This window comes from Brevibacterium sp. LE-L (genome assembly GCF_050214925.1).
Lineage (GTDB): Bacteria > Actinomycetota > Actinomycetes > Actinomycetales > Brevibacteriaceae > Brevibacterium.
The window spans coordinates 190028-207238 of sequence record NZ_CP189759.1; the positions used below are offsets into that span (position 1 = coordinate 190028).

Here is a 17211-nt window from a genome sequence, read left to right on the forward strand (position 1 = left end):
TCGTCAAAGAAGGACGTGGGCTCCAAAACCGTCGAGCCTCAGAAGACCCCAGGTTCCCCAGCCTCCGATCAAGCGACTCAGATTGCTGAATCATCCCCGAATGCCGTCGCGGATACCCAGGCAGAGAATCCGGATTCTGTCTCTTCAACCGCTGAGTCATCATCGGACGTCCGTGAAACGCATCCCGGTGTCTACACATCATCCGGCTATGACCCGGCCGACAACAAGGCTGATCAGGACGAAGGCAACGAAGACAGCGATAGCGTATCAACTACAGCGGTAGTGGATACTGCTGGTACTGACGCCTCGGGCGATGAGGTCGCGGCTTCGTCCGACGCAGCGAGTGGAGACGACGAGTCTTCAACCTCAGAAGACTCCGCTGCCGCCGGTGATGAAGAAGCAGATCCGCACGATGGTGTCGAATCGATCCCGGACACGGAGTTCGGTGAGATCGACGTCGACCTCATCGATGCGAACCCCCGTCAGCCCCGAACGGTCTTCGATGAGGATCTCCTGGCCGAGCTGGTTCACAGTATTCGGGAGATCGGAGTCCTGCAGCCGGTTGTCGTCCGGCAGAAGCCCAGTGATCGGTCGCGCTTTGAACTCATCATGGGTGAGCGTCGTCTGCGAGCGACGAAGGACGCGGGGCTCCCGACGATTCCTGCGATCATTCGATACGTCGAAGACACGGATCTACTCCGAGACGCACTTCTCGAGAACCTGCATCGGGCGGAACTGAATCCGCTGGAAGAAGCGGCCGCCTATGGTCAGCTGCTCGAAGACTTCGGATGCACGCAGGAAGAGCTGTCCGAACGCATCGGTCGTTCCCGTCCACAGATCTCGAATACTCTGCGTCTGCTGCGTCTTCCGCCGCTCGTTCAGCGCAGAGTTGCGGCGGGCGTGATTTCGGCCGGCCACGCGAGAGCGATCCTGGGACTGCGCGAACCCGAACATATGGAAGTTCTTGCGCAGCGCATTGTCGCGGAGGGACTGTCCGTGCGTGCATCGGAAGAAGCTGTTGTGTTGCTCAACCGCGGTGACTCGGCGAATGTTTCACGTGCAACGACGAAGGTGTCTCCGGAATTCATCGCGGTTGCCGAACGACTCGGCGATCGCTTGGATACGAAGGTGAACATCTCCGTCGGTAAGCGTAAGGGAAAACTGAGCGTAGAGTTCGCTAACCAAGAGGATCTCGATCGCATTCTTGGCCTGTTGGGAATTTCTGCCGAAGAAGACGGCTGAACTCCAGAGTTGAAAAGAGTCAACGCCCGGCGGGTGTCACCGCCGGGCGTTGTGCTATCCAGACTGAGACATGGGTTTTAGAGTCAAGCGGTTCGCTTCATGAATGTATGATTCCGCGGCCAAACGGCTGATTGCCCTCGCTGAGCTCGACAGCTTCGAATACGGATTGATGCTCGAGCCACTTTTCTAGCTTCAGGCTCCTGTGCCCCTCGGAGGTTGACCGCATCTACCGCTGCCTATCCGGTCCTCACCGGAGAATATAGTTCTTCCTTTGGCGCTGTGAGATGCTTGCTCCCCGGGTTGCCTACCCGCCCCGGTGTAATAGCAACTTCGCAAAGGTTGACGCGAAGTGCAGTCGCAAGGGTATCTCCTGCGGCTTGTTTGGGGCCGTTCCACGTGAAACAAAAGCTGGTGTCGATATACCATCGCGGCCCGGATCTGTTTCTCTCGGTTACCATGATGTTCAGTCGACTACTCCGCGACCGGAACGTATATTTTGGTCTATCCGGTTTGAATCGGCCCAGCTGGGTAGCTTCGAAAGTTTGGAATACGTCGGTGGAATGTTTGGTTAGGCGTTGGCCTGGGTCCGACGTTGGACTGGAACTTCACAGCTCCGATGTTTCACGTGAAACTATCAGGGCCACAGCCATACCTGTGCGACCAATCGGTGGCTTTGTCATAGACATACTGGACCGGTGGTTTTTGAAATTGACGTGCTCGACGTATGGGGTTCATGCTTCACGAGAAACGGTGGTGGACGCTATTTCTCCGCCCAATGGAGCTATCTTCTTCTACCGAACGCTATTTTCAAATCGGCCGCGAGATCAGCTCGTGATTGGGGGCGTTCCCTGTGTATTGGTCCGACGCTCTGTTAGACGTTCCATTGTGATTGCTACATGGAGACAGCAGCCGGACGATCGCAGACTCTGTTTCACGTGGAACGTATCAATCAGGAATGCCTGTTGCCTAAGAAGGTGGTCATTAGCGCTGATACCGACATAGTACTCAATCTAAGCAATGGTGTGTCGCCGATATCGATAGGTCACGTTTCACGTGAAACTAGGGCGTCGCCCACAGTTCGATCTGGTGGGTCAAGGCAATTGTCGCCAATGCATGTATTCGTGAACCTGTATCTACGAGGAATTCGGTGCATTCGCATTTACCGGTACCGTCATGCATTTTCGAAGAACTGCTGTCACGTCCCTCTAGCACCAGCACTACCAGGGTAGGTCTGTACTCGCATCGCTTGCTTCAGTACGTGTACTGGCGTATCGGAAGATCGGGGACGATTAAACGGACACGACAGTTTCACGTGGAACGACCCGAAGGGCGCGCTTTTTAACTCAACCTCGTTCCAATGCGTTGAACACCTTCTGCGCGATACCACGGTCCAGACGCTGCTAGTCTTGTGGATCGCTGGCTGCGTGTAGGAAGTTGCTTGTGTCAGATAGGGTACCCATTGAGTTCATTGCCAGAAGGTGGCGCTGGTGGCAGGGCGGGCTGGATGTGTGATCGGCCAACGCGGGGCTTCACGGATTTGCCCAACTCTACGGAACTATCGTGGCGCATCGGCATGCGTGTGGATGACGAGCTCTTTTGCCCCTGCTGTGGTCGTAAGTGTTTCACGTGAAACAAGGTGATACGCCCGAGCTATTGTGAATTGCCGGCCTTGGCCTGATTCGGCGGGCAGGCGTGCCTGGACCACAGTCCCCTCTATATATGGTTGTCGTGTTGTGCTTCCGACAAATTGATGACTGAAGTCGGGAGGAATGCAACTTCACCGTGGCCCCGGTTGATGATGGCGTGCATTGAATCTACCGGTGTGTTCAGGCCGCTGGTTCATCTCGTGAAGTTCCGGGGTCGCATAAGTGATTTCGTTCTATTGGAAGAAGCGAACCGAGGATCGGCGTTACGACACCATAGTGGGTTCATAGTTGACTTTCGGGCGACGGTCCACTCGCTGAGCCGCCTTCATCCCGCTGGGCCGCATCAGGTGTTTCATGTGGAACGGCTAGTTCGATCATTCGTCGAGCGAATAGCTCCAAAGAAGAGGTGCGTGTTGTCCCTTGTAGCACCGGGGATAGTACATCGGTGTCTTGTCACGGCGCCTCCGCTCTTGCTCAACCTTTTCCATCCATCGGAACAAATGCTGCTGAATCATCGATAGTTCCAAATATCGCCAATACCGCCCATATTGGTGGGTGTAGCTGCGGTTCCGAGGAGGGCCGTGACTGCGACATGGCATGACTGAGGGGGCCCAAGGAGGTCTTTGACAAGACCGACACTTGCCAGATGCGTCCTTGATGCATCACATGCGCCGCCCGCCGTTATTGGATCCGGCCAAACTGATGGTAGAGACGATTGTGTATCCCGACTGCTGAACTCGCCTGCTCCATCCGTTGCGGGCCGGACCTTAAGTAGTGTTCATCTTGGGGTAACTGCCGAAGCCCGTTCTCGAGCTTTGCGTGGTCCTATTTAACGATTAGTGCGTTGTTGTGTTTCACGTGAAACAGCGCGGGCGAAAGAAACGGCGTTGGATTGATTGCCGCTGTGCCCTCTCTCCGGGCCCCCGAGAATTTGAAGAATTGTGTGAGCCGGGACCGGCTGCAGAGCGATGTTTCATGTGAAACGCGGAGCGGCCGGTCGTGGCTAACTGCGGGCGGTCACTACCTGCAGTTGAGCATTGAGGTCAGCTGAGTGCTTTGATCGCTTCGAGGCTGAGGGCGCCAGTCTGAGGATCGTTGTCTTCTCTTATATAGAGGCGCTGCAACCCGGCTGCGATACCATCCGCGATCGAATCGCGAACATATGGATCTTGGAGGCTTTCGAGATCGTCAGCGTTGGTGAGGTACCCGGTGACGACATGGACCTTCGGAGTCTTGAGTCGCTTGAGTGAATACCAAGTTCGCGCATGAGTTCGGCAGTCGAGCATTCCGGTGCGCGCGACGACCTCCCCCTGGATGAGCTCCGCAAGTTTCTGCCCAGTGGGTGAGTTCAGATCGCTCTGTCGTTCATGTCCGAAGTAGAAGGTGGCGATTCCATTCGCATCTTTTGACTTGCTGACATCTGCGGTGACAGTGATGACTGCGGATGCGCCTAGTGCATCAGCCCGATTGACCTCGACGGTATCGCCTTCGAGAAGAAGTGCCCCCGCGCCGATGGCCTCAAGCCGTCCGACAAGGCGAGATGCAATATCGAGAGTGATCTGACGCTCGAGCGCGGACTGCTCTTCCGACATCGGCAGACTCTCGAAATCTACAACTGTAGTTGCAGCCTCGACGACAAACGTCCGTCCGACCAGTGAGGTGCCGGATGCCGCCACTCGCGCACGCTCCTGGAGAGCGAAGAGATTTCCCGTGTCCTGGTTTCGGTTGATGGCATTGAGCCCGCGCAGCGTCTGTGGCCCGGTCACGCCATCGACCTTGGTTCCGAGACTCATCTGCAGTTCCTTGACGGCCGTCTCGGTTCGGGCAGCGTACTCGGCATCGATTCTGCCAGGGTAGAAGCCCAAACCGGCGAGTCTTGTCTGCAGGACGACGACATCATCGCCTGTGAGCACTCTGACGGGGTCAAAGCGAAGCACTCGGTCGCCCAGCTGATATCTGGCCTGTTCGAGCTCCGAAAACGTCTCAGGGCCCAACACACCGTCGCACAGGATTCCGCGGTCCTGCTGGAATTGTCGCACTGCCAGTTCGAAGGGGCGGTCGAAATCGGCCGATTCGGTATCACCGATGTTGAGTCCCAGGCGCGCCATCTGGCTTTTGATATTCGGCAGCATCTCAGAAATGTCACCGCGCGTATAGCGCGGTTGGTTCGTGTTCGTCAATGCGTTGCCAATCTTCTGTGGAGCGGTTGCGGGGGCGGGTTCAATGGTGCAGATACGCCTAAGGCGCCTGTTGATAGTACAACAGGCGCCTTAGAACTCGATCAGATGAATTCGGAGAGCTCATCCTCGAGAGCAGGCTTCGGACGGGCACCGATGATGGTCTTGGCGACTTCACCGTCCTTGAAGACGTACAGAGCGGGGATCGAAGTGATTCCGTAGGTGCTCGCCGTCTCGAGATTCTCATCGGTGTTGACCTTGACCACGTTGAGCTTCTCTCCGTGCTCTTCTGCGATCTGGTCGACGATGGGGCTGACCATGCGGCACGGACCGCACCAAGGTGCCCAGAAATCGACGAGCACAGGCTTGTCGGATTTCAGTACGGTCTCTTCGAATGTTGCATCAGTGACTTCTGTCGACATGGTTGACCTTCCTTCACAACGAGTTTCACTATCGAGAACAGTGGTGCTGGCGGATTCATTCCCGCCTTGGGCGCGGTGCCGCTCCTGAGCGGGATGCAGCTTGATCAGGAAGCGACGGCAGCCTCAGCCGAAACTGGCACCGCAGCGGCGTCAAGATCAGCGAGGTAGTGCTCTGCGTCGAGTGCCGCTGAGCAGCCTGAGCCGGCTGCAGTGATGGCCTGACGGTAGACGGAGTCGATGACGTCGCCGGCGGCGAAGACGCCTTCGACCGATGTCTTGGACGTGCGGCCTTCGACACTGAGATAGCCATCGGGGCGCATGTCGAGCTGGTCGGCGAAGAGGCTGGTGCGCGGGTCGGAGCCGATGGCCACGAACATGCCGGTCACCGGAAGCTCGGAAGTCTCACCGGTGACAGTATTGCGAATCGTCAGACCCGTGAGGGAATCCTCGCCGTGGACCTCGGCGACTTCGCTGTCGAGAAGGAACTCGAGCTTCTCATCTGCCTGTGCGCGATCCTGCATCGCCTGCGAAGCACGCAGTTCCTGGCGACGGTGGACCAGCGTGACCTTCGAAGCGAAGCGAGTGAGGAACGTGGCCTCCTCCAGGGCGGAGTCCCCTCCACCGATGACGGCGATATGCTGATCGCGGAAGAAGAAGCCGTCGCAGGTGGCACACCAGCTGACGCCGTGTCCCGACAGCTGCTTCTCATTGGGCAGTCCGAGTTCACGGTAGGCCGAGCCGGTCGAGAGGATCACGGCTTTGGCCGTGTAGCGAGCACCAAGGGCGGTCTCGATCTCATGAGCTCCGGGGTTGAGCTTGAGGGTCTCGACATCGTCGTAGATGACCTCGGCACCGAATTTCTCAGCCTGCTCGCGCATGCTCTCCATGAGCTCGGGCCCCTGCACACCGGCGGGGAAACCGGGGAAGTTCTCCACATCGGTGGTGTTCATGAGCTCGCCGCCCGCTGTCACCGAACCTGCGATGACGACCGGCGAGAGGTTGGCGCGAGCCGCATAGACGGCGGCGGTGTAGCCGGCCGGACCCGACCCGATGATCACCAGTTGAGTATCAGTCATGTGAAAAGATCCCTGCTTCTGTTTGCTGTGCCCGACCCGTTATGGCGTGTCGTGCGGAGTGACTATCGTTTCTATAACCGTACGGTGCCGTGGACTATTCCGCACCTGCTGCCGCAGCTGCCTCGCCGCCCGCGGCACCTGCTGCGGAGAGACCATGTCTGTCAGGAGAACTGCACGGAGCTGATCGTGGCCTTGAAACCGCCGTCTGTCTGCGGCAGATCGGTCACCCACAGAATCAGCTTGTCGGTGGTGACCTTCTCATCGAACTTGACGGTGACTCCGCCATCGGCGTCGAAGACACCTTCGCCGATGACCTTCGCGTCCGCCGGATCGTCTCCGTCGCGGATCTCGAACTTACCGCCGGAGCTGCCCGACTTGACCTTGACCTTGCTGACGGTCGACTCGTCTTCGAACTCGAAGAGCAGACCGACTCCCGATTTGAGGTTGCCGAAGCTCGCCGAGTTGTAGCGGTCCGTGTTCCACGAACCCTCGGTGTTCGGAATGACGTTCTCGGTCTCACTGTCATGTTCCGAACCGTCACCCTCGGGATCGAGTGATTCGACCGACTCGATCTTCGGCGGATCAGCCTTCGGAGTCTCCTTCTTGGCCTTCTTCGTCGGTTCCTCGCTCGGAGCGGACGACTCAGCCACCGGAGCAGATTCGTCATCACCGGAATTGAAGTTGATGACGACGATGCCGATGATGATCGCCGCGACGACGGCGAGACCGAGCACCAACCACAGGAACGGCTTCCGGGTGGCTGCGAGATCGCGATCCTCCGAAGCAGAACCGCCGCCGCTGCCACCGGCCGCTGCACCGGCGGACCCTGCCCCGGCCCCTCCAGCCCCGGTCGTTCCCGCGACTGCGGCCCCTCCTGCGACTGCAGCTCCACCTGCGACTGCAGCTCCGGTCGCGGCCGACTTGGTCGAAGGCGTCTTCGACGATGTCGGCTTCGGTGCGGCGGCCGCAGCGGTGGAATCGCTGTGCTGCTGACGCGGCCGTCCTGCCGCCTTGCGTTCGGCCGGGCGAACGGACGCCGAATCCGCGGTCGGAGAGTTCTCGGTCGGCGGGGCCGCCTCGGTGCTGTGATCGTCATCGGTGTCCGGGGACAGCCGACGTATCTCCTTCGGCGGTGCCGCGGCATTGGCTTCCTGCTGCCGCGCGGCCGAGCTCGCTTCGAAAGCGGCAAGACGGCGGCGCGCCTCCTCTTCCTTCGCCTTCGCGATGCGACGTTCCCGCTCGTATTCGCGGCGCTGATGTTCGCGCTGCTGCTCATCGGTTTCGAATATGCCGCCGAGGAACCAGGACCCGTCGTCCTCTTCTTCGTCGTTGTCCATGATCACGCGCGTGTCGTTCTCATCGCCCTCGTCCTCGGGGACGATCTCGAGAGCCTGAGTGTCTGGGTCGGGATCGTCCTCCCGGCTCATGATCGGGGTTGTGAGGTTCTCATCGTATTCGTGAGCGGCGTATTCGGAGTATTCGGAATAGGTCTGCTCCGGCTCCCACTCCTCCCAGTCCTGGGCAGCGCTGTCGAGCTGCTCCTTGGCGATGGGGAAACTCGAGGCCTCCCTCATCTGCATCCGATCCGCGTAGCGTCCCGTAGTGCGTCCGACGACGCCCGCGGCCAGACCACGAGTGCCGGGACGAGTGATGCCCACGCGCACAAGAGCGGCCTGCACCTGATCCTCGCTGGCGCTGGCCGCACCTTCGGGGCCGGGGCCGATGGTCTTCGACCGGGGCGCAGGCAGGCTGGTCGCCTCATCGAAGCTGCGCGGCGAGGTCTCGAACAGCGTCTCGTTCTCAGCCACGGGCGCGCGGTTGACGTAGCGCAGCAGCTCCGGATCCCAGGAGTCGATGTAGCCGAGGATCTCGGCGACCGAACCGGGGCCGGGATCCGAACCGGTGATGATTCCACTGACGAAGTCGTCGAGCTCATCGGAGACATCGGGGTTGAGTGCCTTGACCCGCGCGATGCGCGCATTCTCCTTCTCCGCAGCAGGCAGGCCGTCGAAGGCTTCTTCCCCGGGCCAGTAACCGGTCAGAGCCGCGTAGAAGAGCTGGACGAGGGCCAGCGCGTCCCGACGCGAGGCCTTCGTCGGCGTGTAGTCCGTCTGCTCGACGAGCCCGGTGTCCAGCGCCAATGCCGCATCGATGCCGATGCCGGCGATGATCACCGCACCCTTCGAGGTCAATCCCACGACGCTCGGGCGCAGGAACATGTGGAACAGTCCCCGCCTGGCCGCCGTCACGAGTGCGGTGCCGATCTCGCCGATGAGTGCGCAGGCGGCGTCGACGGGCAGCGGCGACCGCGGGAGGATCTGATTGAACGGCGTCACCGCGATGCGTTTGATGACGATGTAGTCCAGGCCGTTCGAATGCCCGACATCGAGCGTCGGTGCGATGCGCGGGTCACCGAGGATCGACACGCGCCGAGCCGCCTCGAGGACATCGTTGGACCCGTCGGCATCGGCGACGAGGATGAGCACGGGCTCATCGAGGATCGCGTCGAGGCCCGTGCACACGGCACCGACCTCGGGCTTATCGGGAAGCCAACGTCGGTCCACAGTCGATACGACATAACGACCGGCCACCACCATGCCGGGTTCGATATCGATCAGGACGACCACCTCCGGTGGGGATTCAAGGGCTCAGGCTGCTCTTCTTAGTTTTCCAGCTACCACGTCAATAATCGAATGCAACTCTCTGACTCTGAGCAAATAACAAGCTCCGATGAAGAAAAGGAGCATGACGGTGCCGACGAGGGCGGTCGTGGCGATCGCCGGCAGGCGACCGGCCAGCGCGAAGTCCGGGAAGAAGTACAGCAGTCCGAAACCGGCACCTCCGGCGACGATCGCAGCGAGCAGGAACTTCACGTGCGAGGTGAGGATCTCGCGCAGATCGATCGCACCGAGGCGCTTCTTCAGGACTGCAAACGAGATGATCATCGCGAACAGGTAGCCCAGACTCATGATGAGACCGATGATCGCCACCGTCACCGACTTCGGGAAGATCGAAGCCGAGAGCACCGCCAGGGACTGGAAGACGATCTGCGGCAGCTGGATGAGGAACGGGGTCTTCGCATCCCCGTAGGCGTAGAACACGCGCTGTGCCAGATAGTTCGCGCTGAAGGGAACAAGCCCGAAGACCATCGTGATGATGACCAACCCGATGGCCATGGCCTGCTCGCGACCAGGACCGGCGATGATCATCGCCACCGGCGAGGCGAGGACGACGAGGGCGGCGAGAGCGAAGGTATTGACCATCCCGACCATCCGCACACCCATCGAGAAGTCGCCGACGACCGCCTCGGTGTCGTTTTCGGCGGCGTCCTTGGCCAAAGAGGTGAACAGGGCCGTGGCCAGGGATACTGCGATGAGCGAGTGCGGGAGCATGAACACGAGGTACGCGTTCGTATAGGCCGTGTTCGAAGCGTTTCCGTCTCCCGGCACCGAGGATCCGGCGGCGACTCGGGAGATGATGAGGAACCCGATCTGACCGACGAGCATCGCCGCGAACGTCCAGAAGGCGACCTTGCCGGCCGCTCCGAGTCCGACCCCGCGGAAGCCGAAGGTCGGTTTGTACTTGAAGCCGATGCGTTTGAGTGGCCAGATGAGGATGAGCGCTTGAGCTGCCACGCCGAGGGTGGCGGTTCCGGCGATGAGGGCGATCTTGTCCGGAGTCCAGGTATCCAGCCCGTGCGGGGAGGCGTTGTTCGTTCCGAAGACGATGATGAAGACCGCGAGGCCGGCGATCGCCACGATGTTGTTGAGCGCGGGCGCCCACATATACGGGCCGAACGAGGACTTCGCATTGAGGACTTGGCCCAGCAGCGTATAGAGGCCGTAGAAGAACAGCTGCGGCAGGCACCAGTACGCGAAGGCCGTGGCCAGCGCCAGCTGTTCGTGACTCCACCCGGAGGAATAGAGCCAGACGAGCAGCGGGGCCGCGACGGTCGCGATGATGGTCACTGCGCCGAGGATGAGGAAGGACAGGGTCAGCAGCCGGTTCGTGAAGTCCTCGCCGCCGTCCTTCTGTTTCGAGGCACGCACGATCTGCGGGACGAGCACGGCATTGACCACACCGCCGGCCAGCAGCATGTACAGGGTGTTGGGCACCTTGTTCGCGACGTCGAAGGCGTCGGCCTGGACGAAGGTCACACCGATCGCGGTGGCCAGCATCGAGGCCTTGGCGAAGCCGAGCACCCGCGAAGTCAGGGTGCCTGCGGTCATGATTGCCGAGGACCGTGCCAGGGATGAGAAGCTGGACAAGCGCTACCTCTTTTCGGGGTCGTCGGTCTGGGCGCGGGCCATCGCGTCGGCCAGCTGCTGCTCGGGGATCTTCGGACGCCCGCGCGAGATCGTCTTGATCAAGCCGATCACGAACACCGCGGCCAGGGCCAATCCGGCCACGGCCGTGCCGATGTTCTCCCAATCGGCGCGGACCCGCACAAGCAGCGACTCATCCCTGGGCAGGACGGCCCCATCGTCGGTGACCATCTCGATCGTGGTCGGCACATCGGCATTGGCCAGGCCTTCGACGGGGACGTCGACACGCATCGTCTCCGCAGCCGGAACCTGCACGGTCTCCGTCTCCTGGGTCCGCAGCTGCGGGGTGGAGGATTTCATTCGGATCCGCAGAGTCGCCTCGGCGGGGGAATCATTGACGATCGTGACGGGAATCGTCGTCTTCACGCCGGTGACGAGGAGGACGGACGATCCCTTGCGCAGGTGCAGGCTGTCCATGAGCTTCCGGCTCTGGTCCCGGGCCTTATCCGCGCAGTCGTTCGCCTTCGGATCCAGGGTCCACGCCGCCGAGGTGCAGCTGAGCAGTTCCCGATCCAAGCGGATGTCCGCGCTCTTCCGGTCGCTGAAGACGCTGTTGAAACCCGTCTGGTTCGATCGGGTCTGGGCCAGGGACGTCACCGTGGATTTGCGGATGTGCGCAGCGTCGGAATCGGTGCGGAGCAGCCCGCGGGCCTCCGACGGCGAGTCGAGGAGTTCGTCGGCCCCGGTCGGGGCGATCCACGGCGCGGAGGTGAGTGCCTCGACCGTCTTCTCCCACCCCGCCGAGGCGGCCGTGCGCGGCAAGGGCACCAGGAGGTTGCGCGCGCGATAGGGGGCTTCGGATTGGATCGCGGCCGATTCGGCGACGAGCTCGGACAGCGCCGAGGCGGGATGTTCGGAAGTGATCGCGGCGGTGCCCATGTCCGTGAGGTTCGAATCGGTGATCAGTGTATCGATCGTCGATTCCCCATCGTCGGTGATCGTCGTCTGCGAATGAGCATCGTCGTGGATACCGGTGATCGACGGCTGCTGCTCATCACTGAGGATCGCCGTGGAGTTGCCCGACTTCTTCAGCGCCCGCAGTCCGCTCTTCGTCGCGCTGCCGGCCACGGGCCAGGCGATGTCCGTGCGTGCTTCGGGGAAGACATCCTTGACGATCGCGCGCTGCTTCTGTGCGAAGGAGCCGAGCCGGTCGATCTTGCTGCCGTGGAGTGAGTGGAGATCGGGATCGCCGAAGGGCAGGGCGACGACCGTGTGCTTCTGTGCCTTGGAGACGAAGTCCTCGTACCAGGCGTCGAGGCGTTTGCGGCGCTCCTCTTCGGCTTTGAGTTCGGCGTCGCTGGCTCCGGTGTCCTCGTTCTCAGCGACTCCGACCGGTGGGGTCTGGGTCTGCTCACCGTCCTCGTCGCCGGGCTCCTCGGTCTGCTCCGAGCCCTCGCCGTCGGCGGGAGGAGGTTCGGCGATCGCGGCTTCGAAGGAGCTGATGACTCTCGGGTCGACGGCGAGTGCGAGTTCCTTGTGGTCGAGCAGCTTCATGATCGTCGACAGCGAACCGCCGTCTGCGATGGCCTTGTCGAGCTGCTCGGCGGGGATGAGTCCGCCCTCGGAATGTCCGGGCAGAGTGACCGGGGCGAGCAGGCTGAGCTTCGTCTGGTCGAACTTCGGCGTCGGATACCACGTCGTGAAGCCGAGCGCGGAGGCGCGCAGTCCGGTGCCGTCGCCGAGCTGAACGGCGAGACCGCGCGGACCCCAGGAACTCACGGGCGAGGACTTGCTCAGGCCCAGGTCGTCGGCCTCGACAGTGAAGGTGAACTCGGCGGAGGTGCCGGGATCGACGGTGTCCTCGATCGGCGTGTCGAGGGTGATCCCCGAGTCGCTGTCCGCCTCGGGGCTCTTGTCCTTCTCTGCCTTCTTCCGGGCCTTCGGTCCATCGTGTTCGAGGTCGGCGACGGTGCGGTGCTCAGACCCTCCCCGCTTCCAGGCGCTGAGCCGGGACTCCGAATCGAGCTTGCGGGTCGACATCTGCAGACTCAGGGTCGGCTTCTCGATCGCCTTGTCGGTGGGATTCGCGACGATTCCGCGGACCGTGAGCGTGCCCTTCTCATCGACCCAGGGTGTGACCTCGTCGAGGGTGATCGTGGGCTTGTCCGCCTGTGTATCGGACGTCTGCGCCTCCGTGGTGCCCTGAGTATCGGCTGCTGCCGGGGATGCGGACAGAAGCGGAAGCGCGAAAACCGGCCCTGCGAGCAGCATGAGCGTGCTCAGCAGGGCGGTGACGAATCGCAGGCGGCGGATGGGAATGGGTTTCACTGCTCCAGTCGGGACACCATCGGTCGGGCGGCGGCGACGATGCGGCGCTCATTGGCGAAGGAGAGTCGCGAACGCAGGTCGTTGAAGGGCACCCACGCGGCATCGATCGCTTCTTGGTCAGGATCATTATCCACTGTCAGGGTCCCCGATCGTGCACGGAGGAGGAAATGGTGGACGAGTTTGTGGATCCGGATCCCGGTCACGGTGAACCAGTAGTCGACGGTGCCCAGCGGGCAGATGATCTGTCCCGCGATCCCGGTCTCCTCCTCCACCTCACGGCGGGCCGCCTCGGCGGGAGTCTCCGTGCCTTCGAGATGGCCTTTGGGCAGGCACCATTCGATCCGGCCGGCCCGGTTGATGCGCGCGATGACGGCCACGGTCAGCTTCGGATGAGAGAAGTCGACGACGATGCCACCGGCGGAGATCTCCTCCACCGTGGTGCGGCGGGACGCCCTGGGTCCCGGCTTGGGCATCGGTGTGGTCATTCTCCTACCTTAGTAGGCGAATCTTGGAAGTTCCGTGTCACCGGCTCCCGGTAGGCTTATGGGGATCGGAACTTCCGCCTGTGGCCGGGCGGCATGTCTGAGCCGGCAAGAGCAGAAATCTGGAAGAGAAGGAGCTCGGTGGACCCGCAGACCGCGCACGCCCGACTGCACGACAAGCTCGATGAGCTCGAACACATCCTCGGCCCGCTGGGTCAGAGGTTCTCCGCGGCCGGTTTCGAACTCGCCCTCGTCGGCGGGTCCGTCCGTGACGCGCTGCTCGGCCGTCCGATGCCCGACCTCGACTTCACGACCGATGCGCACCCCGATGACATCCTCGGGCTCATCGCCGACTGGGTCGACACGCACTGGGACATCGGTCGGGAATTCGGCACCATCGGAGCCGTGAAGTCCGGTGTGCAGATCGAGATCACGACCTACCGCGCCGAAGCCTATGAGTCCGATTCGCGCAAACCGACCGTGCGCTTCGGCACGGACCTCGACGCCGACCTCGTCCGCCGCGACTTCACCATCGGGGCGATGGCGATCCGCCTGCCGTCGAAGACCTTCGTCGATCCGCACCAGGGCTTCGACGATCTCATCGCCGGGCGCATCCGCACCCCCGGCGCGCCCGCGGACTCCTTCTCCGATGATCCGCTGCGGATGATGCGCGCGGCGCGATTCACCTCTCAGCTCGGGCTCGACCCCGTTTCCGAGGTGGAGCAGGCGATGACCGAGATGGCCGAACGCATCGACATCATCTCCGCCGAACGCATCCAGGTCGAACTCGTCAAACTCATGACCGGCATCGATCCGGCCGCCGGCATCGACCTGCTTGTGCGCACCGGCCTCGCCGACCACGTCCTGCCCGAGGTGGCGGGACTGCAGCTCGAGACCGACGAGCACCACCGGCACAAGGACGTCTACCAGCATTCGCTGACCGTGCTGCGTCAGGCCATCGAACTCGAAGAACGCTATGCCGCGGCCCAGGCGGAAGCCGGCATGGCCGATGATGATCCGCAGCGTCTCAGAGTCCCGGACTTCGTCGTCCGCTTCGCCGCGCTCATGCACGATGTCGGCAAACCGGCCACCCGCCGTTTCCAGCCCGGAGGCGCCGTGACCTTCTACCACCATGATGCGGTGGGAGCGAAGCTCACGGCCAAACGGATGAAGGCGCTGCGCTTCGACAAGGACACGACGAAGGCGGTCGGCCGCCTCGTCGAGCTGCATCTGAGGTTCTACGGCTACGGGGATGCCGGCTGGACGGATTCGGCGGTGCGCCGCTACGTCACCGACGCCGGTCCCATGCTCTCCCGTCTGCACATCCTCACCCGTGCCGACGTCACCACCCGCAACAAGCGCAAAGCCGACCGGCTGGCGTTCGCCTATGACGATCTCGAGGAGCGCATCGACGTCCTCGCCAAGCAGGAGGAACTCGCGTCGATCCGTCCCGACCTCGACGGCCGGCAGATCATGGAGATCCTCGACATCGAACCATCGCCGCTGGTGGGCCGCGCGTACAAGCATCTGCTCGAGCTGCGGATGGAGCACGGACCACTCGGGCCCGAGCGCGCCGAGGCGGAGCTGCGCACATGGTGGGAAGACCACGGTCAGTGACCGACTCCTGCTGATCCGCCTGCGCCGAGTTCTCGACCGACCCCGCTGATCTGCGGACTGATCTGTGCTGATAGCTTCGGAATCGTCTAGATTTGTGCTTGGCGTCACAGACTGTGGCGTGGGCGATAGTGTGAGGAGAGAGCAATGACGGTGACCGACGAGTTCAGAGCAGCCCGAGATCAGCTGATCGAGCTCCGCAGCGACTACGACGCTGCCCGCGAGAAGTTCGAATGGCCGCGTTTCACACACTTCAACTTCGCCCTCGACTGGTTCGACAAGGTCGCGGAGAACAATGACAACCCGGCCCTGTGGATCGTCGAACAGGACGGAACCGAGGGCAAGTGGAGCTTCGCGGAGCTCTCGGCCCGGTCGAACCAGGTGGCCAACCACTTCCGCCGCGCCGGCATCAAGCGTGGTGACCATGTCATGGTCATGCTCAACAACCAGGTCGAACTGTGGGAGACGATGCTCGCCGGCATCAAGCTCGGCGCCGTGCTGCTGCCCGCGACGACGCAGCTGGGGCCCATCGACCTGACCGATCGCGTCGAACGCGGCAAGGCCGAGTTCGTCGTCGCCGGCACCGAGGATGCCGCGAAGTTCGATGATGTCGAATCCGAAGTCGTGCGCATCGTCGTCGGCGGTGAGCCCACCCGCCAGCAGGACTACAGCTACTCCGATGCCGATGAGGAGAGCACCGATTTCGACCCGCAGGGCAGCTCACGAGCTGATGACCTGCTGCTGCTCTACTTCACCTCGGGCACGACATCGAAGGCGAAGATGGTCGCTCACTCGCACGTCTCCTACCCCGTCGGCCACCTCTCGACCATGTACTGGATGGGACTGACCCCGGGCGACGTCCACCTCAACGTCGCCTCGCCCGGTTGGGCCAAGCATGCGTGGTCGAACATCTTCACTCCGTGGATCGCCGAGGCCTGCGTCTTCCTCTACAACTACTCGCGCTTCGACGCGAACGCGCTGATGGAGACCATGGACCGGGTCGGTGTGACGAGCTTCTGCGCCCCTCCGACAGTGTGGCGGATGCTCATCCAGGCCGACCTCAAGCATCTGAAGAATCCTCCGACGAAGGCCCTGGGCGCCGGCGAGCCGCTCAACCCCGAGGTCATCGACCGCGTCAAGAGCGACTGGGGCGTGCTCATCCGCGACGGCTTCGGCCAGACCGAATCGACCCTGCAGATCGGCAACCCGCCGGATCAGGAGCTCAAGTACGGTTCGATGGGCAAGGCCCTGCCCGGCTTCGACGTCGTGCTCGTCGACCCGGCCACCGGCGAAGAGGGAGACGAGGGCGAGATCTGCCTGCGTCTCGACCCGCGTCCCATCGGCCTGACCAGCGGCTACTGGAGCAACGAGGAGAAGACGGCCGAAGCCTTCTCCGGCGGTGTCTACCACACCGGTGACGTGGCCGAACGCGATGAGAACGGGTTCATCACCTACGTCGGCCGTGCCGATGACGTGTTCAAGGCCAGCGACTATCGACTCTCTCCGTTCGAACTCGAGAGCGTGCTCATCGAACACGAAGCCGTCGCCGAGGCGGCCGTCGTGCCCTCGCCGGACCCGCTGCGCCTGGCCGTGCCGAAGGCCTATGTCGTCGTCTCCGACAAGTTCGAGGCCAACGCCGAGACCGCACGGTCGATCCTCGCCTACTGCCGTGAGAATCTGGCACCGTACAAGCGCATCCGCCGTCTCGAGTTCGCCGAACTGCCGAAGACGATCTCCGGCAAGATCCGACGCGTCGAGCTGCGGGCGCGCGAGGACCAGCTCCACCCGTTCAGCGGCGAACCCGCCGTCGAGGGCAGCGAATACGCGGATACGGACTTCGACCTCAAGAGCTGACTCCGGTCGGTCGCACCCCTGGCCCCCCGGCCGCCTCGGTCGTGCAAACGCGCCGTTCAACAGGGAGTCAGGTTTTCGATGGTTCCTCGTATCGAAAACCTGACT

Annotated in this window: 10 protein-coding genes; 3 read left to right on the forward strand and 7 right to left on the reverse strand. The window is 62.2% G+C overall.

The genetic code is table 11. The features are described from left to right. Positions 1 to 15 precede the first annotated feature (15 nt). Complete coding sequence (locus tag ACQE2J_RS00855; protein ID WP_426936902.1) at positions 16 to 1242, forward strand: ParB/RepB/Spo0J family partition protein; 1227 nt, start codon at positions 16 to 18, stop codon at positions 1240 to 1242. A gap of 2689 nt (positions 1243 to 3931) precedes the next feature. Here ACQE2J_RS00855 and ACQE2J_RS00860 read toward each other — a convergent pair. The 7 genes from ACQE2J_RS00860 to ACQE2J_RS00890 all read right to left on the reverse strand — a co-directional run bounded on the left by ACQE2J_RS00860 (position 3932) and on the right by ACQE2J_RS00890 (position 13641). Further along, the gene (locus tag ACQE2J_RS00860) at positions 3932 to 5068 is read right to left on the reverse strand and encodes an N-acetylmuramoyl-L-alanine amidase (protein ID WP_240689570.1); all 1137 of its coding nucleotides are present in this window, start codon (positions 5066 to 5068) and stop codon (positions 3932 to 3934) included. Positions 5069 to 5169: 101 nt separating this feature from the next. Further along, a complete protein-coding gene (gene trxA / locus ACQE2J_RS00865) occupies positions 5170 to 5487 on the reverse strand; it encodes a thioredoxin (protein ID WP_135537710.1) in 318 nt (105 codons plus the stop codon). Positions 5488 to 5591: 104 nt separating this feature from the next. Further along, positions 5592 to 6563 carry a thioredoxin-disulfide reductase gene (trxB, locus tag ACQE2J_RS00870; protein ID WP_135537711.1) on the reverse strand — a complete coding sequence of 324 codons (972 nt, stop codon included), beginning with the start codon at positions 6561 to 6563 and terminating at the stop codon, positions 5592 to 5594. 161 nt (positions 6564 to 6724) lie between these two features. Then, positions 6725 to 9190, reverse strand: a complete 2466-nt coding sequence (locus ACQE2J_RS00875) for a virulence factor MviN (protein WP_426936903.1) — start codon at positions 9188 to 9190, stop codon at positions 6725 to 6727. A gap of 21 nt (positions 9191 to 9211) precedes the next feature. Next, complete coding sequence (gene murJ, locus ACQE2J_RS00880) at positions 9212 to 10831, reverse strand: murein biosynthesis integral membrane protein MurJ (protein WP_135537713.1); 1620 nt, start codon at positions 10829 to 10831, stop codon at positions 9212 to 9214. Positions 10832 to 10834: 3 nt separating this feature from the next. Next, the gene (locus ACQE2J_RS00885) at positions 10835 to 13156 is read right to left on the reverse strand and encodes a DUF6049 family protein (RefSeq protein WP_426936904.1); all 2322 of its coding nucleotides are present in this window, start codon (positions 13154 to 13156) and stop codon (positions 10835 to 10837) included. Next, positions 13153 to 13641 carry an NUDIX domain-containing protein gene (locus ACQE2J_RS00890; protein ID WP_135537714.1) on the reverse strand — a complete coding sequence of 163 codons (489 nt, stop codon included), beginning with the start codon at positions 13639 to 13641 and terminating at the stop codon, positions 13153 to 13155. Before ACQE2J_RS00890 ends, ACQE2J_RS00885 begins: the two co-directional genes overlap by 4 nt. 138 nt (positions 13642 to 13779) lie before the next feature. On the opposite strand from ACQE2J_RS00890, the gene ACQE2J_RS00895 reads away from it, so the two are divergent. Together ACQE2J_RS00895 and ACQE2J_RS00900 are read left to right on the forward strand one after the other, a co-directional pair. After that, positions 13780 to 15255: a CCA tRNA nucleotidyltransferase gene (locus ACQE2J_RS00895; RefSeq protein ID WP_426936905.1), complete on the forward strand. Its 1476-nt coding sequence runs from the start codon at positions 13780 to 13782 to the stop codon at positions 15253 to 15255. A gap of 144 nt (positions 15256 to 15399) precedes the next feature. Next, positions 15400 to 17106, forward strand: a complete 1707-nt coding sequence (locus ACQE2J_RS00900) for an AMP-binding protein (protein ID WP_426936906.1) — start codon at positions 15400 to 15402, stop codon at positions 17104 to 17106. Positions 17107 to 17211 lie beyond the last annotated feature (105 nt).